Genomic DNA, 26,002 nt, shown 5'->3' on the forward strand with positions numbered 1-26,002 from the left:
CGATGAGCCGAATCCTGAAGTATCGTGAACTCCTGCTGGCAGCGATCATCATCGTCCTGATCGCGGTCTTCTCCTATCGCGCGCCGGGCTTTGCCTCGCCGGAGAGCCTTGCCAACATCTTCAACGACACCTCCATTCTGATGATCCTGGCGCTCGGCCAGATGGCGGTGATCCTTACCAAGTCCATCGATCTGTCGGTGGCTGCGAATCTGTCCTTTACCGGCATGGCCATCGCCATGATGAACGCCGCTTATCCGCAGATCCCGCTGCCCGTTCTCATCGTGATGGCCATGGGAATCGGGGCGTTTCTCGGCGCGATCAACGGCCTCATGGTGTGGAAGATCGGTATTCCCTCCATCGTGGCGACGCTCGGCACGCTGACGATCTATCGCGGCATGGCCTTCGTGCTCTCAGGCGGAGCCTGGGTCAATCAGACCCAGATGACGCCAGCCTTCCTCAACACGCCCCGTCTCAACGTGTTCGGACTTCCCTTGCTCGGCTGGACTGCGATCCTGGTGATCGCGATTATCAGTCTCGCCTTTACACGCACGGTTTTCGGACGCGCCCTCTACGCGGCGGGCGGCAACCCGACGGCTGCTCTCTATGCGGGGATCGATGTCGGGCGCACACGCTTCTTCGCCTTCGTTCTGTCGGGCGCTCTGGCGGGCCTCTGTGGCTATCTCTGGGTCTCGCGCTATGCGGTCGCCTATGTCGATATCGCCGCCGGGTTCGAACTCGATACGGTCGCGGCCTGCGTGATCGGTGGAATTTCGACGCTCGGAGGCATCGGGTCCGTCGGTGGCACAATCCTTGGTGCCCTGTTCCTCGGCACGATCAAGAATGCTTTGCCGGTGATCAATATCTCTCCGTTCTGGCAGATGGCCATTTCTGGCTTCGTGATCATCGTCGCCGTTCTCTTCAATGCGCGGCAGGAAAAACGGAAAGGACGGCTCATTCTTCGCGATGCCGTGAAACGCAGTCCGACGCTGACGGAAGCGCAGGCCGAAGGAGCAGCCGCATGAGCACACTCACTCTGGAGAAGCAGCCGACACGGCATATCCCCGACAAGCTCTCGACTCCGGCCGGACGAATTCTCGGCAGCTGGGAGGCCCTGCTTGCCGCCGTCGCCATTGCGATCTTCATCGCAAACTCGCTGGCGTCTCCTCACTTCCTCGATCCGTGGAACCTGTCGGACGCGACCTACAACTTCACCGAAAAGGCGATGATCGCCTTCGCCATGACATTGCTGATTGTCTCGGGCGAGATCGATCTCTCGGTGGCTGCCATCATTGCGCTGGCTTCAACGGCCATGGGAGCCGCTGCGCAAGCCGGTTTCCAGACTCCGTCTCTCGTTGGGATCGGGCTTGGTGTCGGATTGCTCTGCGGATCCTTCAACGGCTTTCTGGTGGCCCGCGTCGGACTTCCATCCATCGTCGTCACCATCGGGACCATGAGCCTGTTTCGGGGCATCGCCCAGATCGTCCTCGGCGATCGGGCCTATGGCGGCTATCCTGCGAGCTTCGCGTGGTTCGGGCAGGGTTATATGTCGGATTTTTCCTGGTGGCCGACGCTTCCCGGCTTTGAAGTCGTCACTTTCGAGATGGTGGCCTTCGTCATTGTCGCTCTCGCCTTCGGCATCCTGCTGCATTGGACCGCTTTCGGGCGGCGGATTTACGCCATCGGCAACAACGCTTTTGCGGCGCAGTTCTCCGGTATCCCGGTTCAGCGCACCAAGTTCATGCTCTTCCTGATGACCGGCTTCATGAGCGGATTCGCGGCTGTCTGCCTGACATCGCGATTGGGCTCGACCCGTCACACCATCGCAGCAGGCTGGGAGCTCGAGGTGGTCACCATGGCGGTGCTCGGCGGCGTGAGCATCCTCGGTGGCTCGGGCACCATTCCAGGGGTGGTGCTTGCCGCCATCGTGATGGGCCTCGTGACCTTCGGTCTTGGACTTCTCAACGTCCCCGGCATCGTCATGTCGATTTTCATCGGCCTGCTGCTGATCCTCGTGATTGCGCTGCCGATCGTCATCCGTCGCATCCGTTCAAAGGCTGCCGCATGAGCACGAAAGAGAAATACGCCTTCAAGATGCAACTCAATCCGGGCATGGAGGATGAGTATCGCCGCCGGCATGACGAGATCTGGCCGGAACTGGTCGTGCTTCTGAAGGAGGCGGGTGTCGAGGATTACTCGATCCATCTCGACCGGGAGACAGGCATTCTGTTCGGGGTTTTATGGCGGCGGGCGGATCACCGCATGGCGGATCTGCCGAGCCATCCGGTGATGAAACGCTGGTGGGCCCATATGGGCGACATCATGGCGACAAATCCCGACAACTCGCCGGTCGATAAGCCGCTCATCACCGTCTTTCATATGGAATGATTTCATGAAAGTCGCTGTGCTCGATGTCGGCAAGACCAATGTCAAGGCCGTCATCGTCGATGCCGGGGAAAGGCGCGAGATCGCTGCCCGGACACGTCCCAACAAAGTTCTGCCCGACGGACTCTATCCGCATTTCGACGTGGATGGGATTTTCGCGTTCCTCCTGCAGTCCTTGAAGGAACTCAACGCGGAATTCGGGTTCGATGCCATTTCGATCACCGCCCATGGCGCGAGCGGCGTGCTTTTGGGTGCGGAAGGACTGGCGCTTCCCGTCCTCGACTATGAATTCCGCTACCCGGCAGAAATCGAAGCTGCCTATGACGCGATCAGGCCGGATTTTTCAGAGACGCTCTCGCCACGCCTTCCCGGCGGCCTCAATCTCGGGGCGCAGCTGCACTATCAGAAAACCGCCTTTCCGGGCGCCTTCAAGAAAGTGCAGACCATCGTCACCTACCCGCAATATTGGGGCTGGCGGCTGACAGGAATTGCTGCCACCGAGGTGACATCTCTCGGATGCCACACGGATCTCTGGAGGCCAAGGCAGGGGCGCTTCTCCTCGCTCGTCGAGACACTCGGGATCGCCGACAATCTGGCTCCTGTCAGAAAGCCGTCCGATCTTCTGGGGTCTGTGACGGAGGAAATCTCCGCAAAGATCGGACTTGCTCTACCCGTGCCCGTCTATTGCGGCATTCACGACTCGAATGCCTCGCTCCTGCCCCATCTCGGTCAGCACGAAGCCCCATTCTCCGTGATCTCGACAGGCACATGGGTCGTGATCTTCGCAGTCGGCGGCGATCTCGACCATCTCGACCCGAAGCGTGATACGCTCGCCAACGTGGACGCTCTGGGCCGTGTGGTACCATCCGCACGTTTCATGGGAGGGCGTGAGTTCGAGCTACTAACAAAAGGACAGGGGACGGCAACGCCGGATGCAATTCGTCGCGTCGTGGAGGAACGCATTGTCCTGACCCCGAGCGTCGTGTCTGGATGCGGACCGTTTCCCGATGCTGTGCATCGCGTCGTCAATGCCTCGACGAGCCTGAACCCGGACGAGACCGATGTCGCAGCCTCGCTCTACGCGGCGCTCATGACGAAGGCTTGCCTCGACCTGACGCGCGCGGCAGGTCCTGTTATCGTGGAAGGACCCTTTGCACGGAATGCGCTTTACACAGAGGCCTTGTCGAAGGCGACCGGGCGCCCGGTCATCGCCGTTTCCAGTTCGACCGGAACGAGCGTTGGTGCTGCTCTCCTCGCGCTTGAATCCTCAGCCCAAAGCTCACCTCAGGAAGGCAGGGAGCCGTCCTCCCATCAACTCCCCGAAAGCTTTCCGCGCTATTGTGCAGAGTGGAACGCTCTGCCGGAGACGAGCTGATCGGAGAAATCCAAGATCCGAATGGCGATATCGATGCATCGTTAAATCGTTCAAAAAGTATTAACTCGTTATCGCAAGATCAGCGACTAAACTCATTCTTGGCCTGCCATATTCCAGCCGCACTGCAACGCTTAGCTTGAAGAACAATCCAGTTGGAACATTGGAAAAGCGAAACAGGCTGCTGATGAAATTGGAACGAAAGAACCTAACGCCCGCTGTGGATACGAATGCCATCCTGTCCGAACTTGAACGCACGATGGTTGCATCGATTGCTTTGATGAAGCGTCTGCGGCGTGAGAGAAGGCGTTCGATCCGGATCGAGCGTTCGACCGAAGAGCAGAGCGCTTGATCGCAACGCATTCGATCCTGCCGTGAAACCAAGGCGCGGCTTGTCGCCACTCACCACGAGGGCCTTGCCGGAACCTCGATGCGAGAGCCGCGCCGGTTGACAGCGTTTGTGATGGGTGACGTTCCGAAGCGGGTTCTGTATTCCGTGGGACACACCCCCGTGTGACGCTTGAACAGGTCCCGGAAGAAAATCACATCTTCATAGCCCACGGCCTGACTGACTTCCTGAATGGTCTGCTGTCCGCCTTCCAACAATCTCTTCGCCATGGTCACGCGAATGGTGTGGATGTAGCTCAAGGGGGTATGTCCCGTCGCGTCCTTGAAGCGGCGGACAAAGTTGCGAGGACTCATTCCGACCCTGGCCGCGATGGCGTCCACGCCGATGGGTCGTTGAAAATGCCTATGCACCCAGTCCTGTGCGCGCTGGATGCATTCATCATTGTGATCCCTGCGCAGCATGACATCGGCGAATGCGACCTGCCATGTTCGCGGCATCTCGATTAGCAGGGCCTTGGCACATTCCAGCGCCACGTCGCGGCCTGCAAACCTCTCCACCAGGTAGAGGCTCAGATCGGCGGCCGAATTGATGCCGCCGCTGCAGGCGATGTCGCCCTCATCGGTGATAAGGTAATCCGGCTGCCAATCCACATCGGGAAAGCGCCTGCGGTAGATTTCCGCCAAGCCCCAATGCGTCGTTGCGCGCTTTCCATCGAGCAATCCCGCCTCGGCGAGAAGGGCTACTCCCGAACAGACGCCCGCAACCTTTGTTCCCGCATCGGCCCATGTCTTCAGCCACGGAATGATGCCGGCATTACGCTCGATGACGGCATCGATGGAATAACCTTTCTGCATCATTGTATCGAGCGGCAATCCGCCTGCGGGAACAAACACGATATCGGGTTGCTCGACGCGCTCGATTGCACAGGACGGGAGAAGTGAGACCAGCTGATCGGTGACGGCAGGGCCGCCACCGAGCGATGCCGTTGTGACACGGAAACGGGGTTCCGGGGTTCTGCCGCTCAGAAGATTCCAAAGGACGCCAGCATTGCGGAAGATCTCCATCGGGAGAAGGGCCGTCGAGGCGCATCCGCCATTCAGGAACAGAACGACCACGTGGAGCATCGGCGTGTCTCCTTGGCAGTTTTGCCCTCTCACGTTGTCATGATCGCCTCTCCTGAGCAAGTGAACTTCAAGGCACAATCGGGCTGAGTTGGTCGCGTTCGTCGCCCGGCGTCGGACGATCTCGCCTGCGGGCGCTCCGCCTTTCCATCAACCTGGGAATCTGTGCTCATGACGACCTTCATCGCTCAGCGCTGCCGTCTCTCAGCAAGATCCGTCCTTCTCTCCGCAACTGCCATCTTGGCCATTCTCGCGGCAGGGCCGGCCGCGGCCTGTCCGCTCGGAAGTCACGACAGCCCGCGCGTGCGGATGCTGCATGCCCTGCAGAAGCCGGGCCAGCATGGCGCCGGACATCATATGAATGTCGCGCAACTGCAATCGCAGCCGCAGGCGGCTCAGCCAAAGCGCACAGAGCTCGGCACTTACAGCCGTGACTTGCCAAAGGGAGCTGCCGCCCCGCGCTCGGATGGGAAGCCGCCTCTTTACGATAATCTCGGCCAGTTCTCCTGGGCCGTGACCAAGGACAATAACGGGCAGGCTCAGGCTTATTTCGATCAGGGCTATCGGCTGGGCTGGGGCTTCAATCATGCGGAAGCGGCGCGCGCCTTCCGGGCCGCGCAGGACCTCGATCCGAATTGCGCCATGTGTCTCTGGGGTGAGGCCTGGGTGCTCGGTCCGCATATCAACTATCCGATGGATGCCGATGCGAATGCGCGCGCGGTCGTCGTGCTCGAGAAAGCGCGGAGCCTCGCACCGAACGGCGGCGATTTGCAGGTTGCGTTAATCGAAGCGCTTTCAAAGCGGCACTCGCCCGATCCCAAGGCCGATCGCAAGGCGCTGGACCAGGCTTATGCGGATGCCATGGAAGCCGTGCAGGCCCGCTTTCCGCAGAATGCGCATGTGGCACTACTCACGGCCGATGCGATCATGAATCTCACGCCATGGGATTACTGGGCGGATGGCGGCAAGACGCCGAAAGGAAAGACGGAGCGGATGGTTGCCCTGATCGAGGGCGTTCTCGGGACGAAGCAACTCGGACCTTTGGAGCCAGATCCCGATCATCCGGGCGCCATCCATCTCTACATCCATGCCATCGAGTCCTCGGACCATCCGGAGCAGGCGGCGCCTCATGCGGAACGGCTGGAGAAGTTGATTCCGGGCGCCGGGCATCTGGTGCATATGCCGAGCCATATCTGGTATCGCCTCGGACGCTGGCGCGAGAGTCTCGACGCGAATGTGCGTGCGGCGGCGGCCGATGAAGCTTTCCTGAAGCAGGACAGTGCGAGCCTCCTCTATTCCGAGGCCTATTACGCTCACAATGTTCATTTCGTCATGGTCTCAGCCCTGACGGGAGGCGATGGAAAGACAGCTATCGAGGCAGCGCAAAAACTGTCCGGCATCGTTTCGGATCGCGCCAAGCGGGAAGTTCCGTGGACGCAGCCGATCGCTGCTGCGCCATATAACGCCCATGCTCTGTTCTCGAAGCCCGAGGATGTGCTGGCACTTCCTAGGCCGCAGGGTGACTTTCCCCTAGTCGAGGCCGCTTGGCATTATGCGCGCGGGATTGCTCTGGCCCGTCTCGGGCGTGCGGATGAAGCGCGTGCGGAAGCTGCTGCAATTGACGCCTTGGCGAAGAGACCGGAGGTCACGGCTCTGCCCGATGCCGGCGTGCCCGGACCTGACGTGTTGACCATTGCAGCCCGCGAGGTCGAGGCGCGGATCGCACAGGCGGCGGGCGATCAGGCCAAGGCCGCCACGTTGTTCGCGGAGGCCGCCACCATCCAGGATCGGCTGCCCTATATGGAGCCGCCATACTGGTACTATCCGGTGCATCAGTCCCTCGGGGCGGCGCTGATGGCCCAGGGAAAGCCCGCGGAGGCCGAGGACGCTTTCCGTGCAGCGCTCCAGCGCTCACCGAACAACGGCTGGGCAGCCGCCGGATTGCTTCTCGCTGCAAAGGCGCGCGGTGATCAGAAAACGGTCGAGGAAGCACAGACGCTGATGCAGAAGAACTGGTTCGGCACGGATATGCCGGTACCCGATCAACTCTGAACCAGCGTCATCGGATTCCGATCATGGAGAAAGGCTCCGGTGGATGTCATCGGAGCCTTTCTCCATCAGGTCATCCGTAATGTGTCTCTCCGCCAGAACCAGACGGGAAGCAAGCCCGCCCGGCCGCGGATCGTCGTGGGAAATGGCCCATCGAGGACCCCGGATGCAAGAACCGAGCGCGCCGGCCCCGCGGCTTGGTAGAGGGCATCGCTCAAAGCAAGATCGGCGTGATGAGAGGCTGCCACTTCCATCAACCGGCTTGCCACATTGACCGTATCGCCGGTCGTCGTGATGTGCTGGTGGCTGTCGCCTCCGAGCCGCGATGCGATGATCCGTCCGTAGTGGGCGCCGATCTTGAAGCCGATCCGCGATGCGATCGGCTGTGGCAGCGCCGCAAGCCAACTCTCCATGTGCATGCAAAGGGCAACGCAGGCTGCCAGAGCATGGCCGGCATCCTGAGGAGAAGGGTCCGGAAGCCCGAACACGATCATGGCGCCATCGCCCATGAAGCTGGCGACGATGCCGTGATTGCGCACGGTTTCCTGGTCGACAAGGGTGTGGAAGCTTCGAAGAACCTCGCGTGTCTGGTCGAGAGGAAGGATTTCGGTCAGACCTGTGAATCCCGACAGATCGATGAAGATCAACGCGGCCTGTTGACGGACTGGTTTTACGAGAAAGGTCGGATCCTTTGTCAGCCTCTCGGTCAGACTCGGCGGCTGGAAGCTCTGCAGGGTCCTGCTTTGTACGCTCAAGAACTCCGCCCGGTTGCGATCAAGCCAGAGCCACGCTGCTCCAAACAGAATGGCAGGAGGCAGAGCTGCTGCAAGAGGCAGAGTCGCACTGAGCCAGATGCCGCGTGTGAATGCCACGACGGTCACTCCGATCCATAGAGTGACGACGCCGGCGATGAGAGCAAATCCCCAGATGCTGCGATGCCAGGAGAGAAGGACAACGAACAGAACCGGCAGAATGACCGCCATGATGGCATCGACGAAGCGAACGTGACGGTCACGCACGAGCCCGTCGCTTTCCATCAGATGCGTGATGGCTGTTGCCAAAACCTCGACACCCGGCATGACTGGATCGAAGGGGGTCGGAAAAGTGTCGCCACCGCCCGTGACCGTCGCGCCGATCACGACGATCTTGTCGCGAACCGCATCGTCCGGAACATTGCCGTTCAGGATATGACCCGCGCTGATCGTGCGAATAGTGCCGCCAGGGCCGTAGAAGCGCAGGGGCAGGGCGTACCCTCTCTCGGTGCTCGTCGGTATACCGCCGATGTCAATACCGTCCTGGTGAAGAACAGGATCCTGCTTCACGGCAACGGAAACGGTCCGCAAAGGAAAGGATGGCAGGATCTGACCGGCCGACCGCAGCAGGAGAGGGATATGGCGCGGAACGCCCGATGCATCCGTCGCAATGTTGACAAACCCGAGAGCCGCGACACTCGCCAGTGTTTCAAGCGGCAGAAGCAGACTTTGCGCGGCAGGAAGCCCCTCAAGGTTATCACCGGTGGAATTGGGTGAATCCTGCGCGCCGCGCCTGAACAGGCCGGCAGCGGCGAGAACGCTCGGCGTTTCGCGAAGGGCACCGGTGAGTGCAAGGTCGCCTTCTGCCGGACCTTGATCGATGAACAGGATGTCGAGAGCGATCGCCTTCGGCTTCATGCGCCCGAGCGCTGAAACAAGACGGGCCATGGTGGATCTGGAGAGGGGATAGGACCCTGCATCGTGAACCGTCTGGTCATCGATGGCGATGATGGTGACCGCGTCCGGAGCCGGGCGAGGGCCCTGGATCAGAAAGCGCAAATCTGTGAGGGGCGCTTCCACGCGGTCGAGGAAGGACGCGTGGCCCTGCCAATGCGACAGCGCAAGCCCTGCACCCCAGAGACCGGCCAAAACCGCCGCGATCAGGGTGAAGACATGGTGCCGACCCATTTTCGGATTCTATCGCCCAAAGCGTGCCAAGAGAGCGGACGCGCGGGCGGCGGGCCATCGTCTGACGACCAGAGGTGCCGTCCCCGGTTCCACATCCACGCCTTCCCCCGGACCGAGATTGACGCTGGCCGTTCTGCCGCTCGGCCGCCTGACGGATACGCGCCCGGTCACGACGAAAACGGCTGTCTTGCCCCCAGCCACATCGACGGCCCACTGCGTGCCGCGCACGGCTGCGATGGCCTGAGGGGTCAGGGTCTCGAATCCTTGCCTGCTGGTTCGTGCCGGTGCGTCGATGAAAATGGCGCGGCTCCGCAGGCTGATCGCATCGGGCTGGTTATCCCTGTTCCGATCGACGAGACTGTATTCGGCTCCTGCCTCGGCCTCGATGGTCAGCCCGTCACGACAGCGAAGAATCTGCCTCTGTGGCGCCGCTGCAGCCTGCAGCGCGCACCCGGCATTCTGCGCCTGTGCTTTCTCGGGAAACAGAAAGAGAGCAAGAAGAACAGGCAGGATGTACTCGATAACTGCAAGGCCGCTCACCCGACGACCTGTCCGATCCCATGCCATGATGTAACTCCGTCGCCAAAGGACCGGCCGTCATCGTGAAAGGCATACAGATTTTGATGGGTTATAATACTATGAAGGCTTGCGAAGGGCTAGGGAAGGACAGGCCCTGAGCATGCCTTGGACCAGCCACGGATGCTGCAGGGCGCCTCTCTTGTCCACCGATCCTCTATCTATTGACGCCGTGCGACAAAGAAGAGGCGTGGAAAGCGCAGCAAGACCTTCCCGTCCTGCTGAGTGGGATAGGCTTGCGCGATCGCAGCATGGTATCGGTGCAGATACTCGGAGCGCTCCTCTGGCGATAGCGGGTCGATATAAGGCTTCAGCCCGGTGCTCTTGAACCACTCGACGATCGCTTCGGTGCCATCGAGGGGATGAACATAGGTCGTTTGCCAAATATCGACAGCGCACCCGGCCTGCCGCAGCCAGCCATAATAATCCTCGAACGATCCGATCGTCTCTTTTGCCTTAATCGCGGAGGACAGTTTCTCTGCCCATGGTGTTTCTTGCGCAACCTGCGCCATAAGCCGGTGGGAGGGCTCGTTCAGATTGTTCGGCATTTGAACGGCAAGACATCCTCCGTCTTTCAAGAAGGAGACGAGGCGTTTGAGAAGACCGGGATGTCCCGGTAGCCATTGCAGGACGGCATTGGCGAAGATCAGATCGAAACGTTCATCGGTCTGCCAATTCGCGATGTCTGCTTCCTCAAAGCGCAGATCCGGCAACCGTGCTCGTGCCTTGGCGAACATGTCCGGCGAATTGTCGATTCCAAGGACGCGTGCTGCCGGATAGCGCTTGGCGATCAACTCCGTGCTGTTCCCGGGGCCGCATCCGATGTCGACGCAACTCGTGGCCTCTTCCAAGGGCACGCGCCCGAGCAGATCGATGGATGGCCTTGTGCGCTCGTCCTCGAATTTCAGGTATAGTCCCGCATTCCAGTCCGCCAACGGAAAGCCCTCCTCATTCCAGTCTGCAAAGCATGGATGTGACACCTACAGCAAAACTCTATTCAAGGAGAGCGAAAACCTGCTGAGGGCGATCAATGCCTCGCAGCCGATGGCGACCGAGATCGGCGAGGGGCAGATCGACCTCCCGTGCAAAGGCCCTTGAGACAATCACCTTTCGATCAAGTTCTTTCGCCAGATCCAAAAGCCGGCTTGCTCGGTTCACGGCGGGGCCGATGACCGTGAAATCCAGTCGATGAGATGCGCCCACATTGCCGTAGGCGACCTCTCCGAAATGCAGGGAGAGAGAATGTCTCAGAGGAGCGCTGCCTGCCGATCCGCGGGTTTGGTTTTCGGCATCCGTTCTCAGGCAGAATTCCCGTGCAGCGGCAAGGGCGTTCCGGCACACAGCCGTGCTGTCCTGCTCGGGTGACGTCGGGAAGATTGCCAGTACGGCGTCGCCGATGAACTTGAGCACCTCGCCGCCATGGGCTTCGACGACTTCCCCAATGATGCCGAACCAGGCATTCAGATCGGCCAGCACATCCGGAATCGGTGCCTGCTCCGACAAACGGGTGAAGCCGCGAAGATCGGTGAACCAGATCGCAGACTCGATCAACTCCACCGCGCCGCGATCCACCCGACCCTCGATGATGCGTTGACCTGTTCGAGGCCCGACATAGGTGTCGAGCAGATCGATGGCGATGCGGCGCAGCACATGGCGCTCCAGATAGGGGCTCAGCATCATCGCCGCGCGTTCGAGGTTGTCGATGGTTGCCTCATCGAATCCTTGCAGATCCTGTGTGGCAAACGAGATGGCGGCCGTGCGGGTCTGATCGAGGAATGGCAACGGATACATGATGTAATCCGTCGCGCCGGATAGCCTCAGCTCTTCGAGCAGTGGCATGTCGGGACAGGGCTCATCAAGCCTGCGACGGAAGAGCCTGCTCGTTTCGTCCACGATGCGGGTCGGGCTGTTCAGATACGACGGTGATGTTGCCGCCGTGGCCCGGTCGGATTCCCGCACGGAAAGGCTCTCGTCTATCCAGACATGCTGCCAGCCGCTGACTTCCGGATGCAGCACCTCCAGACCAAGGGACGCGCGCCAGACGGGCCATCCGGCCCGGACGATCTCGCGGCAGAAGCCCGCAAACAGACCCTTCACATTCTCGCGCGGCGCCTGATCGACCAGCCAGCGCCCGATCCCATCAATTCGATCCATAGCGCTCGTACCTGTCCCGCCATGATGACCCATCTGACCATCCCGACGGAGTTCTGGCAAACATTCGGGCGGATGGATGTCTTCACGTGGACGCGAGGATTCCCCTTTTGCCTGCGACGGGGAGGCGGTAAAACGGCGCGTCCCGCCTTGAGCGCGGGTGCTGTTGCCAATTCTTCGCGGCGTATCATGAGGAACCTTCCGTGACCGACCAGCTTCCTGCCGTTCTCGACCGTATCGATGCCGATCTGGACAAGAGTCTCGAGCGTCTCTTCGAACTCATCCGCATCCCCAGCATCTCGACGGATCCGGCTTACAAGGACGATTGCCGTCGGGCGGCGGAATGGCTGGCGGCGGAACTGCGGCAACTGGGTTTCGAGGCCTCGGCTCGCACGACACAAGGCCATCCCATGGTCGTGGGTCATCAGGCCCAAGGAGCCAAGGGGCCGCATGTACTGTTCTACGGCCACTATGACGTGCAGCCTGTCGATCCCATCGAGTTGTGGAACACGCCGCCCTTCGAGCCGACTCTCGTGGCAGCCCCCAACGGCGATACCTGGATCGTCGCGCGGGGCGCGTCGGATGACAAGGGCGCCCTGATGACCTTCATCGAAGCCTGTCGGGCCTGGAAAGCGGTATCGGGCGAGTTGCCGGTCCGTGTGTCGGTCCTTCTCGAAGGCGAGGAGGAATCCGGCAGCCCGAGCCTCAAGCCGTTCCTGGAGGCTCACAAAGACGAACTGGCGGCGGATGTCGCTCTCGTCTGCGACACCGACATGTGGGACCACGATACGCCGGCGATCACCACCATGCTGCGCGGTTTGGTCGGGGAGGAGGTGGAAATCACCTGTGCCGACAAGGATCTCCACTCCGGTATGTTCGGCTCCGCCGCACGCAACCCGATCCATCTCCTGACCGAGATCCTCGCGACGTTGCGCGATGCCGATGGACGCATCACCCTGCCGGTCTTCTATGACGGCGTGCAGGAGCTTCCCGCTGAAGTGAAGGATCAATGGAACCGCCTGCCGTTCGACGAGGCAGGTTTCCTCGGACAGGTGGGCTTGAGCATTCCGGCCGGCGAGAAAGGGCGCAGCGTGCTGGAGCAGGTCTGGGCGCGTCCGACCTGCGAAATCAACGGGATCGTCGGGGGCTATACGGGCGAGGGTTTCAAGACGGTTATCCCCTCAAAGGCTTCCGCCAAGGTTTCGTTCCGCCTCGTGACGGGACAGGACCCGGCCAAGGTCCGGGAGGCCTTCCGCGCCCATGTGCGGGCCCGCATTCCGGCGGATTGCACCGTGACGTTCAAGGAGCATGGCGGCAGCCCGGCGCTCAGCCTGCCGCTGGACGGACCTTGGCTCAAGCCGACTCTGGATGCTCTCACGGAGGAGTGGGGCCGCGAGGCGGCGCTGGCGGGAACGGGCGGTTCCATCCCGATCGTCGGCGATTTCAAGCGCATGCTCAACATGGATGCGCTCATGGTCGGCTTCGCCCGCTTCGATAACCGGGTCCATTCGCCGAACGAGAAATACGACCTGTCAAGCTTCCATCACGGCATCCGCTCATGGGCCCGAATATTGGCCGCGCTTGCGAAATAAGAAATGTGGCTTGAATTTCGTATGTCGAAATCAACGCCATGGATTCACGTTACGCGGATCCATGGCGACAGCCTGATCGTTTCATCCTATACTCAAGGCATAGGTTACGGTTACGCGTGACCCGCTGGATGACACGCACGCATGGCCGTGATCTCAACTGCCAAGGTAAAGCCCTGGAGGAGCGATTATGGCCAATTTTCATATTGTTGCCGGCGCAAGCGAGGCTCCGGCACATCCTGTCGTCCGAAAGATTACACCTGCCGATTTGAAAGAAGCCCTGACGAAGGGGTTTGATGATTTTTGGGCCATGCCGTCCCACTTGGTTTTCCTCGGGCTGATCTATCCTATCGTCGGCGTTTGCCTTGCCGCGCTCACCTTCAGCAACAATGCGCTGCCGCTTCTCTATCCGCTGGCCTCTGGCTTTGCGCTGATCGGCCCGTTCGCGGGCATCGGTCTTTACGAGATCAGCCGGCGGCGGGAACTCGGCCTGTCGACCACCTGGCAGGACGCGTTCAACGTCCTGAAGTCCCCGTCGATCCCGTCGATCATCGCGCTCGGCGTCCTGCTGCTGGCCATCTTCCTGGTGTGGCTGACGACGGCCCGCCTTCTGTATCAGTCAATCTTCGGCTACGAGGTGCCGACATCCTTTGCGCAACTCACCAATCAGGTCCTTACGACGTCCGAAGGCATGCGATTGATCGTGCTTGGCAACATCATCGGCTTCGTCTTCGCCGTGGCGGTGCTGAGCATCAGCGTGATCTCGTTCCCGCTTCTTCTCGACCGCGATGTCGGCGCGGCCGTTGCGGTTTATACCTCAATCAAGGCAGTGGCGATGAACCCGCTCACCATGGCTTTGTGGGGCCTCATCGTCGCGGTGTCGCTCCTCATCGGATCGATCCCGCTCTTCGTCGGCCTTGCCATCGTGATGCCGGTGCTTGGACACGCAACCTGGCATCTCTATCGCCGGGTCGTGGAACCTCCTCATCCTGACGAGGCGCATCCCGTGCGGTAAACGACGTTCAGGCGAAGAAATCTGGAGGCGGCCCGGTGATCGGGCCGCCTTCATGCTGTTCAGGAACCGGAATTGAAGAACATGACCCTAGACAGGAGCGTGTAGTCCGCCTCGAGAACCATGATCGCGACGAACACTAGAACGGCGCTGATCGGCACCAGGATGGCATAGACCAGCGACAGACGCTCCCAGGCCATATGCATGAAGACGGCGACGATGAGCCCTGCCTTCAGCATCATGAAGAGAAGAATGAGGGAGTATCTGAGCAGGCCCTGGAGCTGGAAGTAATCGACGAAATACGAGCAGGCGCTCAGGATGAACAGCCAGGCCCAGACGACCAGATAAAGCTTGATCGGATGCTGCTGCCCCTGCGCATGTGCCGTTGCCTGTGCCATGACGTGTCTCTCACCAAAGGTAGAAGAAGGCGAAGATGAAGACCCAGACCAGATCGACGAAGTGCCAGTAGAGTCCCATGATCTCGACGGATTCGTAATTGCCCTTGCGGCTCGTGAAGAAGCCTTTTCGCGCGTGATCGTAATCGCCGCGCCAGACCTTCCGGGCGATGATGAGAAGGAACAGCACGCCGAAGCTCACATGGGTGCCGTGAAAGCCCGTGATCATGAAGAAGGACGAGCCAAACTGGGCCGCGCCCCAGGGATTGGCCCAGGGGCGGACGCCCTCATGGATCAGCTTGGTCCACTCGAAGGCCTGCATGCCGACGAAGGTGGCGCCGAGCAGCGCCGTCACCAGCATCAGGATGGCGGTTTTCTTACGGTCCCGGCGGTAGCCGAAATTCACCGCCATTGCCATCGTACCACTGCTGCTGATCAGCACGAAGGTCATGATCGCGATCAGGATCAGGGGAAGAGACGTGCCGCCGATGGTGAGCGCGAAGACTTCGCTCGGATTGGGCCACGGCACGGTCGTGGACATGCGCGCGGTCATGTAGGAGATCAGAAAGCAGCTGAAGACGAAGGTGTCGCTCAGCAGGAAGATCCACATCATGGCCTTGCCCCAGGACACGCTCCTGAAGGCCTGCCGGTCCGAGGAGAAGTCGGCCGCGACGCTGCGCAGGCCCGAGGGCTCGGTATGAGCCGTTCGTAAATCCGTCAGAATTTGTTCCGCCATGCGCAGAACTCCTCCTATGTCAGCAACTGCCGACAGATATCCACGAATTCACCAGCCCAACCCGTCAGCACGCTGAGGAAGACAAGCCAGACCAGGAGCAGGAAGTGCCAGTATGTGGCGCAGAGGTCCACGGACAGTCGCAAACGCTCCGCGACCGTTTCGCGCCATGCCTTTTCGGCAGTCCTGCCCAGCGCCACCAATCCGCCGAGCAGATGAAGGCCGTGCATGCCGGTCAGGACATAGAAGAAGGCATTCGCCGGATTGGTCGCCAGAAGATAGCCTTCGTTGCTCAGCTGCCGCCAGGCCAGAAGTTGACCTGAGAGAAACGCCAGCGCGGATATTCCTGCTGCGAGCAGACCTAGCCTCAGTTCAGGCATTTCTCCACGCGCAGCGGCACGTTTTGCTCCGTGCAGGGCAACGCAGCTCAAGGCAAGCATCACGGTGTTGAGCCACAGGATGGTCGGCACTGGCACTGTGCGCCAGTCGGGCAATTGCATCCGCATCGCGTAGGCGCTGATGAAGAGCGCAAACAACGATCCGACCACGGCGAGAAAGACGTTCAATCCGATCTTGGACGGAGGAGTTGGCGTGATATTTCCTTCCGGCAGAGCGCTTGCCGTTCCCTGTTCCAGCCAGGGCTTGGATGCCAGCCCCTGCCGTGAGAGCCACCAGGCGCCGATGACGGCCAGCACACTCAGGAACAGGAGGATGCTACCCATGGGACGATCCCGGCACTGTGCGTGCGATTCCGGACTGGTTCTGCGGCAGAAAATCCTGATCGGCTCCGGGCACGCTGTAATCGTAAGCCCAGCGATAGACGACCGGCAGGTCCTTCCCCCAGTTGCCATGGGGCGGTGGCGTCTCGGGTGTCTGCCATTCCAGTGTGGTCGCCCGCCAGGGATTGCCGCCGGACGGCCTGCCGTAGCGCAGGCTCCAGAAGAGATTGAAGACGAAGACCAACTGGGTCGCGCCGACGATCAGGGCCGCGATGGTGATGAAGGCATTGAGCGTGTGAGCCGATGGCGGAACGAAGGACATGTCGGCGATGTCGTAATACCGCCGTGGAATCCCCATCAGCCCCAGATAATGCATGGGGAAGAAGATCGCATAGGCGCCGAGGAACGTGACCCAGAAATGGAGCTTTCCGAGCGTGTCGTTCAGCATGCGCCCGGTCACCTTCGGATACCAGTGATAGATCGCGCCAAAGATCACGAGGATCGGAGCCACGCCCATGACCATGTGGAAATGGGCCACGACGAACATCGTATCCGAGAGGGGAACGTCCACCACCACATTGCCGAGGAACAGGCCCGTGAGGCCCCCGTTCACGAAGGTGACGATGAAGGCGAGGGCAAAGAGCATCGGAACGGTGAGGTGGATGTTGCCGCGCCACAGCGTGAGGATCCAGTTGTAAACCTTGATCGCCGTCGGCACGGCGATGATCAGCGTGGTCGTGGCGAAGAAGAACCCGAAATAGGGATTCATGCCGCTCACATACATGTGGTGCGCCCAGACGACGAAGCTTAAGGCCCCGATGGCGAGCAGTGCCCAGACCATCATGCGGTAGCCGAAGATGTTGCGCCGTGCATGGGTGCTGATCAGGTCCGAGACGATGCCGAAGGCGGGCAGGGCGACGATATAGACCTCCGGATGCCCGAAGAACCAGAACAGGTGCTGGAAGAGAAGGGGGCTGCCGCCGTTGCGATCGAGCGGTTGGCCCATCTCGACGATGGCCGGCATGAAGAAGCTGGTTCCGAAAATCCGGTCGAACAGCATCATCACGGCGCCGACGAACAGGGCCGGAAAGGCCAGCAAAGCCATGAAGCTCGCGGTGAAGATGCCCCAGACGGTCAGCGGCATGCGCATCAGCGTCATGCCGCGCGCGCGCGCCTGCAGAACCGTCACCACGTAATTCAGGCCGCCCATGGTGAAGCCGATGATGAAGATCATCAGGGAAGCGAGCATCAGGATGATGCCCCATTCCTGTCCTCCCGGCGTGCCTGAGAGAATGGCCTGCGGCGGATACAGCGTCCAACCGGCTCCCGTGGGGCCACCCGGCGCGAAGAAGCTCGCGATGAGAACCAGGACGGCCAGCAGATAGACCCAGAAACTCAGCATGTTGACATAGGGAAAGACCATGTCGCGCGCGCCGACCATCAGGGGAATGAGGTAATTGCCGAAACCTCCCAGGAACAAGGCGGTGAGCACGTAGACCACCATCATCATGCCGTGCATGGTGATGAACTGGTAATAGGCATTGACATCGATGAAGGAAAAGGCGCCGGGGAAGCCGAGCTGCAACCGCATCAGCCATGACAGCACGAGGGCGACCAGTCCCACCGAGAGAGCGACGAACGAATACTGGATCGCAATGAACTTCGCATCCTGGCTGAAGACGTACTTCGTCACCCAGCTATGAGGATGATAGAGCTCGACATCTTCAACATCGGCCGGTGCAACGGCTCCGGCCGGACCAAGCGGCACATCGACCATCAGAAAGCTCTCCTCGGTGTATTCCGTTCCTTCTCCGTCTCATGAGGCGCAACCGCCTCTTCAGTTGGCCGCGGGTGCAAGGCGCGCGAAGCTGCGCGCGACCTGATCCTGCAGCCAAGCCTGATATTCGCTCTGCTCTTGAACTACGAGCTTCCCGCGCATCTGCGAGTGACCGACGCCGCAGAGTTCCGCGCAGAGGATGTCGAACGTCCCCGTTCGTGTCGGCGTGAACCAGATATAGGAAACCTGACCCGGGACCAGGTCCATCTTGGCTCGCAACTCCGGCACATAGAAATTATGAAGGACGTCGACCGAGCGCAGGAGCACCTTGACCGACTTGCCGACCGGCAGATGCAATTCCCCACCTTCGATGACGACATCGTCCTGCGATTTCGGATCGTCCTTGTTCAGCCCGAGGGGATTATCGGGACTGATCAGATGCGCGCCCGAGGTAGCCAATTGACCATCCGCTCCGGGCAGGCGGAAGCTCCACTGCCATTGCTGCCCGAAAATCTCGATGTCGGTCGCATCTTCCGGAACGGTGATGAACTGCTGCCAGACGAACAGCCCGGGCGCCAGCATGGCGGCTACGCCGATGCCGGTGACGACGGTCAGCCACCATTCGAGCTTTTTGTTCTCAGGCTCGTAATGGGCCTGTCGGCCGGCCTGATGGCGGAACCTATAGACGCAATAGGCCATGAAGAGAACGATGGCGACGAAGACGGCACCGGTGATCCAGAAGGTGATGATGATCGTGCTGTCGATATAGCGCCAGTTCGAGGCAATCGGAGTCCACCACCAAGGGCTCACGAGGTGGAATACGACCGAGCCGACGGCGACCAGAACCAATATGAGCGCTACAGCCATTCCTCACCATCCTTGCCGTTAGAGGCCTCGGATTTGAAGCAGAAGGCAATAACTCTTGTACGCCATTACAATGTTTTTGGTCGGGAAACTCTACAAGAGGACTCAACCAAAACAAAATTATAAGCAACATTGGCTTGATATTGGTCGCTCTACATCGGAGCAACTTCGGAATAAGCCAATAGCTAAATTAAAAAATTACACCGGGCCGACCGGTTGGTCAATGAGCCTTGGCCATCGGCTCCTGTCGGTAAATCGGGCTCGTGGTCGACAAAGATGAACGTCGCTCTCCTCCTGGTCACAGTTAGTCCTCACTTCCGCCACATTTATCGAAGTCGAGCAATCGTCGGTCGAATTGGCTTTGCGGCAAGATAGAATGTTATTGGCTTGCTGGTAAAAACACTGTCGGAATGGCATTTGATTGAGCGATTAAACAGAGTCTATTGAAGTATATTTTCCTTGATGCCACGTGTGATCTTTCATCAACTATCAACCCAAATTCGAACGGCCAGGGTTTTGCCGTTGGGGAAACTGTGATTAGGTGCCTCTCGATAAACTGAGCTGATCCGAACCCCGGCGCATTGGCCGGGCGGGGTCTGCTGTGTGACCAAGAGATTACTGGTCCGTCTTCATCAGGGAGATCGTGCCTCAATTGCGGTGGCTGAGTAACAAACGACGGGTCGCGTTCCCCGTTCTTGTAGGCGTTCTGCTCAGTGGACTGCCGATTGCGCCTGCCGTCGCACTCGATCTCTTCGGCTGGCTTCGCGGGGGAGGCGATGCGCCGCCGCCTCCAAGCCCGCAGGCCCTGCCTTATTCCCTCGACATCGTGGTAGGTGCGGACAGCAGCGACCTGAAGCAGGTTCTGAAGGACGCCTCGACCCTTCAAAGCCTGCAATCGGATCCACCGCCCGATGCGGCGGCTCTGGCCAGCCGGGCACAAGCCGATCTGCCTCGTCTGATCGATGCGCTCTGGGGCGCCGGATACTACAACGCCCGTGTCACGATCAATGTCGCCGGCGTTCCGATGATGCTGCAGGCTCCCCGCACGGATGCTGCAACCCGAGCAGCCTCAGGCTACCTCGCGCGTGCGCTCGTGCCGATTCAGATCATCGCGGATCCAGGTCCGCAATTTGCCTTGCGGGATATTGCCGTTCTGGATGCGAGGACAGGCCGTCCCTTCTCGCCGGGCGAGCTCCCGCCCCGGGTCGTGCAGATCAAGCCTGGAGACCCGGCACGTTCCGCCGACATCGTCGCCGCGGAAGCGCGGATCGTCGATTATTTCCGGTCCCAGTCACGTCCTTTCGCCAAAGTCCGGCGACAGGATCCTGTGGTGGTTCATCCGGCGCAAGTGATGGACGTGAGCCTTGCCGTCGATCCCGGTCCTCGGGCGGGGATCGGGGCGATATCGATCCAGGGGGCGGAGAATGTCGATCCGGCCGTGGTGCGCTCCTTCATCTACACGGAGCCGGGCGATCCCTATTCGCCCGCGGAACTCGCCTCCATGCGCAAGTCGATCTCTCAGATCGAGGCGCTGTCATCTGTGCGCATTCGCGAAGGCGAGGCTTTGGACGCCTATGGCAACCTGCCTCTGTTCGTGGAGCTGACCGAACGCCCGCAGCGGGTCATCGGCGCCTCGGTTCAATATTCGACGACCGACGGACCGGCCGTACGGGCCTATTGGGCGCATCGGAACCTGTTTGGCGGCGCCGAGCGGCTGCGGTTCGAGGGCAGCATCTTTTATCTCACCGAGGATGGCGGCGACCCCGACCGGAATCAGGATCTCACCTGGGACAATCTCGGGGGGCGGTTCCGTGCGAGCTTCCTCAAGCCTGCTCTCTGGGGAACCCGTAACGATTGGCTGATCGACGGTCTCGTCGAACGCGACCGGACGGAAGGCTATACGAGCCGGCTCGTCAACGCGACCACCGGCATCCGCCACCGCTTCAGCGAAAAGTTCTCGATCCAGGGCGGAATTGAATACGAGAAGGGGCAGGCGACGGACATTCTCGGGCAGATCGATTACACGCTTGTCGGCCTGCCTTTCTCCCTGAGCTACGACTCGACCGACAATCCGCTCAATCCCACGGAAGGCATTCGGGTGATTGCCTCAGTCGCGCCTTACCCGGAATTCCTCGGCTCGTCGGTGCCGATCACCATCGCGAAGGGAACGGCCTCGGCGTATTACTCGCTCGACGAAGAGGCCCGCTACATCCTCGCCGGCCGCATTGGTCTGGGTTCGATTGTCGGTGCGGATCTGGATGAGATCCCGGCCAATCGGCGTTTCTACGCCGGCGGCGGCGGTTCGGTGCGCGGCTACCGCTACCGGACGCTCGGGCCGACATTCCTCGGCGAACCGATTGGCGGGCGGAGCCTGCTCGAAGCCTCGCTCGAGGCCCGCATCAAGATCACCAATACCATCGGCATTGTGCCCTTCGTGGACGCCGGAACGGCCTTCGAGTCGAGCTTCCCGGATTTCGATGAGGACATCCGCGTCGCCGCGGGCCTGGGCCTGCGCTACTACACGGCCATCGGCCCCATCCGCCTGGATGTCGCGATCCCGGTCAATCCGGGACCCGGCGACCCCTCTTATGCCATCTACGTCGGAATCGGGCAGGCCTTCTGATGAACAAGCCAATCCGCTCCCTCGCCTTTGTCTCGATCATCATCACGCTGGCGTTTGCAGCATTGTGGCTGGCTACGGGCCGCCCGAGCCAGGCGCAGAGCGACCAGGGTGTTCTGGCCAGCCTGATCTCGCGGCTTCTGTCGACGCCGACCACGCGCGTCACCATCGGCAGCATCGAGGGGGCGCTTTCCTCGAATGCGGTCATTCGGGACATCCGCATCGCCGACCGGGATGGCGTGTGGCTCAACCTCGATCGTGCCCGCCTGGTCTGGAGCCGTACGGCGCTGCTGACCGGACGGCTTCAGGTTGATGAGCTCACCATCGACCGTCTGCAGATTTCGCGCCGGCCGCTGCCAGCTGAAGAGGATGCACCTGTTTCCGACGCGCCGATCCTGCCCGAGTTGCCGGTGCGGGTGATCGTGGATCGCTTCGCTCTGCAGGAACTCACCCTCGGTCAGCCGGTGCTCGGCACGCAGGCGCGGCTCTCCGCGGCAGGTTCCGCCCAACTCGGCAATCCGTCCGAAGGCCTCGATCTGAATTTCCAGGCGCAGCGTCTCGATGCTCCCGGTCAGCTCTCGATCGATCTCACCTATGTGCCGCAGACGAACCGTCTCGCCCTCGACCTCACGCATCAGGAGCCCGCCGGCGGCATCGCCGCCCGGCTGATGGATCTGCCCGGACTTCCGCCCGTCGACCTGAAACTGGCCGGTCAGGGGCCCATGAGCGACTTCGCCGCCCGGCTCGACTTTTCCGCCGGGCCGACGATCGGGGCTGCAGGGACGGCGACCGTCAGGCGCGCTACGGCCGCCTACGATGTGAACCTGGATCTTGCGGCCCGCATCGACGGATTGCTGCCCGCGCCGGCCGCTCCGGTCTTCAGCGGGACTACCCAGCTCGTCGGCAACGTGACCGTCGGCGACGACAGCAGCCTGCGCTTCCAGCCGGTGCGCATCACATCGAATGTCGCGCGCTTCGACATGACCGGAACCGTCAGCTCCGGCCAGGTTCTCGATCTGACGCTCAACGCCCGCGCCCTGCCGACCGACGGTGCGAAAACCCGCGCAGGGGAGGCGGAGATCGCCCGGTTCAATTTCGACGGAACGGTGCAAGGTCCGCTGACGGCACCACGCATCAACGGGGTGCTCGATGCTGCCGAGATCAGGCTGCCTCAGGGCGCGCTCGATACGCTGACCGCCCGCGTGACCATGAACCCGGTCGACGGTCCATCGCCACCCAGCCAGTTCTCCTTTGCCATCGACGCCAACGCTGGAGGGATCAGACCTGCCGACCGGGCGCTCGCCCGGGCGATCGGCCCGACGCTCGCGATCACCTCGCGCGGATCTTTCGGTCTGGACGGCGTCGCCAATGTCGAAACGGCGCGCATCGAGACCGCCACGGCGCGGGCAGGTTTCACCGGACAGGTCGGTGGCACCGTCCTCGATGGCACGCTCGATGCCAACATCCCGGCACTGGCATCCTTTTCTGGCATCGCAGGCCGACCGATGCAGGGTTCCGCAAATCTGACGGCACGATTGTCAGGCAATCCCCGCCGATACGACATGGCGGCAGCCATCGATGCCCGATTTCGGGACCTCTTGACCGGGATGCCGGCTGCAGACGGTCTTCTGGGGCGCACGGTCACTGCGGCGGGAACGGTGCGGCGCATCCCCAATGGTTTCGCCTTCGAAAATCTTCGTGTCGACGGCGCCCATCTCGATGCCCGCGTCGATGGGCGGGCTACGCAATCCGCGGCTGATCTTGGGCTCGACATCACCATCGACGAACTGAGGCATGTGGATCCGCGGGTGACCGCCGGCCGGGCGAATGTCATGGCTCGTCTCGGTGGCTCTCTCGAAAGGCCGGACGTGAGAGGCGTTGCAACGCTCACCGACGTGCGCGCCCTGAACCGTTCCATTCCAAGCCTTGCGGTCAGCGTCGACGCAAAGGACGTGACGGGTGCGCTCGATGCCGCTCTCACTCTCGACGGACAGGTCGACGGCAAGCCTGCAACGGGCTCCCTTCATCTGGCGAAGCCGCCGGAAGGCGGGTGGCTCCTGGACCGGCTCGATATCGATATCGGCTCGGTGGCCCTCAATGGAAATCTTCGCCTGGGCTCTGATCAGTTAGCGCAGGGCGAGATCTCCCTCTCCGGCAGCAACTTCGACGACCTGTCTCCGCTCGTGCTGACGAAGCTCGATGGTTCGCTCGATGCCGTTATCTCGCTCGATGCGAGCGGTGGTGGTCAGAATGCCACGATTACGGCACGAGGCACGCGCTTTGCCGTGGCGGGCACGTCGGTGAGAGACTTTGATGCAAGGTTGAGCATCCAGGATCTCTACCGCCGTCCCATCATCGACGGCAACGTCTCCGCCGACGCCCTGACGGCTGGCGGCCAGACTTATAGAACCGTGCGCTTCGTGGCCGACGGCACGCCTTCTGCCTCACAATTTACCGCATCCGCCGTCGGACAGGGATTCAATCTCGACGCGCAGGGCCGCCTCGTGCCGGGCGATGCGACGCGGATCGAGCTTGCGAGCTTCACGGCACGCCGCGGCAGCAGGCGCCTGGCTCTCGCACAACCTGCAGCCATCACGCTGCAGAGCGGTGCGGTTACCTTATCAAACTTCGTGATCGCAGCGGATCAGGGGCGGGTCACTGTCAACGGCACGATTTCCGACAGGCTCGACCTCACTGTGGATGTCCGCAGCCTGCCGCTTCAGGTTGCCGATATCGTGGTGCCGAATCTCGGCCTTGCCGGCACGGTCAACGGAAATGCCTCCATCGGTGGAACGATGGCAAGCCCGACTGGAAACTATCGCATCGACGTATCAGGCTTTGCCACGGCAGAGACGCGCCAAGCGGGCTTGCCGCCGCTTAACATCGAGGCGCAGGGGCGCCTTGCTGATCAGCGGGCCGGCATCGATGCGCGGATTGCGATCGGACGTGGCGGAACCTTGCAAGTGTCCGGAAGCGTTCCTCTCAGCCCGGCCGAGGAGCTTGCACTCAGGGTGTCGGGGCGCACCGATCTTGCGATTGCCAATTCCCTCCTGTCCGCATCTGGTCGACGTGTGACAGGAGCTGCCAATCTCGATCTGTCAATTGCTGGCACGTTTTCCAATCCACGCATCGAAGGCACGGTTACTCTTGCCAATGGAAGCTTCGTCGACTCTTTGCAGGGCGTCCAGCTGAACGGGATTGCAGGGCGGTTCGTTGCGCGCGGGCAGGTGCTCACCATTGAGAGCCTCACCGCGCAGACGCCGAGCGGTGGCTCTCTCGCTGCCCGAGGGCAAGTAACGATCAATCCTGCTGCGGGACTGCCCGGCGATATCCGCATCACGGGCAGCCGCGCCCAGCTCGTCTCCAACGAGACCGTTGACGCAACCGCCGATCTGGATCTGACTATATCGGGGCCACTTTTGAGCAGGCCGCGCGCTGCGGGCAGCGTCAACATCATCTCGATGAACGTCTCCGTGCCCGACCGACTGCCGACCACCTTAAGGCCGCTCCCGGGAACCCGGCATGTGCGGCCGACGCCGACCGCTGCGGCGCGGCTTGCTCTGGCGCAGCGGCGGCAATCCGCTTCCGCGAGAGGCACTCCGTTCCGAGCGGAACTTGATCTGACAGTGACGGCGCAGAACCGGATCTTCGTGCGAGGGCGCGGCATCAACGCCGAACTCGGTGGCGATCTGCGGCTCCAGGGCACGACGCAGGATCCCATCGCCATCGGCGCCTTCGAGCTCAGGCGCGGCCGCTTCGATCTTTTGGGTAAGAGGCTCGAATTCGTGCGGGGACGTCTGGATTTTACCGGCGATCTCACGCCTTCGCTCGACTTCCTGGCCGAAACACAGTCAGGGGACGTCACCGCACGCATCGGCGTGACGGGCCCGGCCTCGAGCCCTCAATTCACCTTCAGTTCCGAACCGAATCTGCCTCAGGACGAGGTCCTGTCCCGTATCCTGTTCCAGAGGCCGTCAGGCGGATTGTCTGCGGGGCAGGCGCTGCAGCTCGCGCAGGCTGTTGCGCAGCTCTCCGGCGGTTCCGGCAACGATGCGTTTGAGCAGTTGCGCCGCTCTCTCGGCGTCGACAGCCTCGACATCACCGTCGGTGCTGGTGGTGGGCCGGGGGTGGGTGTCTCACGTTACATCAGCGACAATGTGCGCGTCGGTGTGAAAGCCGGTGCTCTGCCCGAGGAGAGCGGCGTGACGGTCGATATTGATCTGACTCGGCGCCTGAAGGCCCAGGGGGAGATCAATGCCGAGGGTGGCAGCTCCGTCGGGTTGGGATTCGAGCTGGAATACTAGGGCTCTCAGTCGGAACAGGAGAGACGGTTATGCCGTCCCTCTTCCTTTT

The 26,002-nt window shown here is 61.3% G+C and carries 20 protein-coding genes; 10 read left to right on the top strand and 10 right to left on the bottom strand.

Annotated elements, in window-relative coordinates:
* The first annotated feature begins 2 nt into the window (after positions 1-2).
* From ACS5Q1_RS00205 to ACS5Q1_RS00225, 5 genes are all read left to right on the top strand, one after another.
* A complete protein-coding gene (locus ACS5Q1_RS00205) occupies positions 3-1,022 on the top strand; it encodes an ABC transporter permease (protein ID WP_473096302.1) in 1,020 nt (339 codons plus the stop codon).
* The gene (locus ACS5Q1_RS00210) at positions 1,019-2,065 is read left to right on the top strand and encodes an ABC transporter permease (RefSeq protein ID WP_473096303.1); all 1,047 of its coding nucleotides are present in this window, start codon (positions 1,019-1,021) and stop codon (positions 2,063-2,065) included. Before ACS5Q1_RS00205 ends, ACS5Q1_RS00210 begins: the two co-directional genes overlap by 4 nt.
* The gene (gene rhaM / locus ACS5Q1_RS00215) at positions 2,062-2,385 is read left to right on the top strand and encodes an L-rhamnose mutarotase (protein ID WP_473096304.1); all 324 of its coding nucleotides are present in this window, start codon (positions 2,062-2,064) and stop codon (positions 2,383-2,385) included. Before ACS5Q1_RS00210 ends, rhaM begins: the two co-directional genes overlap by 4 nt.
* 4 nt (positions 2,386-2,389) lie before the next feature.
* Positions 2,390-3,757 (top strand): FGGY-family carbohydrate kinase, encoded by a 1,368-nt coding sequence (locus ACS5Q1_RS00220; RefSeq protein ID WP_473096305.1) that lies wholly within the window; start codon positions 2,390-2,392, stop codon positions 3,755-3,757.
* 136 nt (positions 3,758-3,893) lie between these two features.
* Positions 3,894-4,106, top strand: coding sequence for a hypothetical protein (locus ACS5Q1_RS00225; RefSeq protein WP_473096306.1), 213 nt, complete (start codon positions 3,894-3,896; stop codon positions 4,104-4,106).
* 50 nt (positions 4,107-4,156) lie between these two features.
* Here the strand turns inward: ACS5Q1_RS00225 and ACS5Q1_RS00230 are convergent, their stop codons facing one another.
* The gene (locus ACS5Q1_RS00230) at positions 4,157-5,227 is read right to left on the bottom strand and encodes a GlxA family transcriptional regulator (protein WP_473096307.1); all 1,071 of its coding nucleotides are present in this window, start codon (positions 5,225-5,227) and stop codon (positions 4,157-4,159) included.
* Between the two features lie 168 nt (positions 5,228-5,395).
* Between ACS5Q1_RS00230 and ACS5Q1_RS00235 the strand changes: the two genes are divergently transcribed.
* The gene (locus ACS5Q1_RS00235; RefSeq protein ID WP_473096308.1) at positions 5,396-7,276 is read left to right on the top strand and encodes a tetratricopeptide repeat protein; all 1,881 of its coding nucleotides are present in this window, start codon (positions 5,396-5,398) and stop codon (positions 7,274-7,276) included.
* A gap of 65 nt (positions 7,277-7,341) precedes the next feature.
* Here the strand turns inward: ACS5Q1_RS00235 and ACS5Q1_RS00240 are convergent, their stop codons facing one another.
* The 4 genes from ACS5Q1_RS00240 to ACS5Q1_RS00255 form a co-directional block, all read right to left on the bottom strand.
* The gene (locus ACS5Q1_RS00240) at positions 7,342-9,213 is read right to left on the bottom strand and encodes a CHASE2 domain-containing protein (protein ID WP_473096309.1); all 1,872 of its coding nucleotides are present in this window, start codon (positions 9,211-9,213) and stop codon (positions 7,342-7,344) included.
* 9 nt (positions 9,214-9,222) lie between these two features.
* On the bottom strand, positions 9,223-9,780 hold the full coding sequence (locus ACS5Q1_RS00245; RefSeq protein ID WP_473096310.1) for a FecR domain-containing protein: 558 nt from the start codon (positions 9,778-9,780) through the stop codon (positions 9,223-9,225).
* A 170-nt stretch (positions 9,781-9,950) separates the two neighbouring features.
* Positions 9,951-10,724: a trans-aconitate 2-methyltransferase gene (tam, locus tag ACS5Q1_RS00250; protein WP_473096311.1), complete on the bottom strand. Its 774-nt coding sequence runs from the start codon at positions 10,722-10,724 to the stop codon at positions 9,951-9,953.
* A 58-nt stretch (positions 10,725-10,782) separates the two neighbouring features.
* Positions 10,783-11,976, bottom strand: coding sequence for an adenylate/guanylate cyclase domain-containing protein (locus ACS5Q1_RS00255; protein ID WP_473096312.1), 1,194 nt, complete (start codon positions 11,974-11,976; stop codon positions 10,783-10,785).
* Positions 11,977-12,143: 167 nt separating this feature from the next.
* Here ACS5Q1_RS00255 and ACS5Q1_RS00260 point away from each other — a divergent pair, with 167 nt between their 5' ends.
* The gene (locus tag ACS5Q1_RS00260; protein WP_473096313.1) at positions 12,144-13,532 is read left to right on the top strand and encodes a dipeptidase; all 1,389 of its coding nucleotides are present in this window, start codon (positions 12,144-12,146) and stop codon (positions 13,530-13,532) included.
* Between the two features lie 187 nt (positions 13,533-13,719).
* Positions 13,720-14,544, top strand: coding sequence for a DUF2189 domain-containing protein (locus tag ACS5Q1_RS00265; RefSeq protein ID WP_473096314.1), 825 nt, complete (start codon positions 13,720-13,722; stop codon positions 14,542-14,544).
* A 59-nt stretch (positions 14,545-14,603) separates the two neighbouring features.
* Here the strand turns inward: ACS5Q1_RS00265 and ACS5Q1_RS00270 are convergent, their stop codons facing one another.
* The 5 genes from ACS5Q1_RS00270 to coxB are packed head-to-tail and all read right to left on the bottom strand — an operon-like array spanning position 14,604 to position 19,032.
* Entirely contained in the window at positions 14,604-14,939 is a 336-nt protein-coding gene (locus ACS5Q1_RS00270; protein ID WP_473096315.1) for a cytochrome C oxidase subunit IV family protein, read from the bottom strand.
* A 10-nt stretch (positions 14,940-14,949) separates the two neighbouring features.
* On the bottom strand, positions 14,950-15,672 hold the full coding sequence (locus tag ACS5Q1_RS00275; RefSeq protein WP_473096316.1) for a heme-copper oxidase subunit III family protein: 723 nt from the start codon (positions 15,670-15,672) through the stop codon (positions 14,950-14,952).
* A 14-nt stretch (positions 15,673-15,686) separates the two neighbouring features.
* Positions 15,687-16,391: a cytochrome c oxidase subunit 3 gene (locus ACS5Q1_RS00280; protein ID WP_473096317.1), complete on the bottom strand. Its 705-nt coding sequence runs from the start codon at positions 16,389-16,391 to the stop codon at positions 15,687-15,689.
* Positions 16,384-18,165: a cytochrome c oxidase subunit I gene (ctaD, locus tag ACS5Q1_RS00285; protein ID WP_473096318.1), complete on the bottom strand. Its 1,782-nt coding sequence runs from the start codon at positions 18,163-18,165 to the stop codon at positions 16,384-16,386. Before ctaD ends, ACS5Q1_RS00280 begins: the two co-directional genes overlap by 8 nt.
* Positions 18,166-18,225: 60 nt before the next feature.
* A complete protein-coding gene (gene coxB, locus ACS5Q1_RS00290; RefSeq protein ID WP_203443163.1) occupies positions 18,226-19,032 on the bottom strand; it encodes a cytochrome c oxidase subunit II in 807 nt (268 codons plus the stop codon).
* A 640-nt stretch (positions 19,033-19,672) separates the two neighbouring features.
* Between coxB and ACS5Q1_RS00295 the strand changes: the two genes are divergently transcribed.
* The gene (locus tag ACS5Q1_RS00295) at positions 19,673-21,652 is read left to right on the top strand and encodes an autotransporter assembly complex protein TamA (protein ID WP_473096319.1); all 1,980 of its coding nucleotides are present in this window, start codon (positions 19,673-19,675) and stop codon (positions 21,650-21,652) included.
* The gene (locus ACS5Q1_RS00300; protein ID WP_473096320.1) at positions 21,652-25,953 is read left to right on the top strand and encodes a translocation/assembly module TamB domain-containing protein; all 4,302 of its coding nucleotides are present in this window, start codon (positions 21,652-21,654) and stop codon (positions 25,951-25,953) included. The genes ACS5Q1_RS00295 and ACS5Q1_RS00300 overlap by 1 nt, the downstream gene beginning before the upstream one ends.
* The last annotated feature ends 49 nt before the right edge of the window (positions 25,954-26,002 follow it).

This window comes from Microvirga sp. GN3, assembly GCF_055792825.1.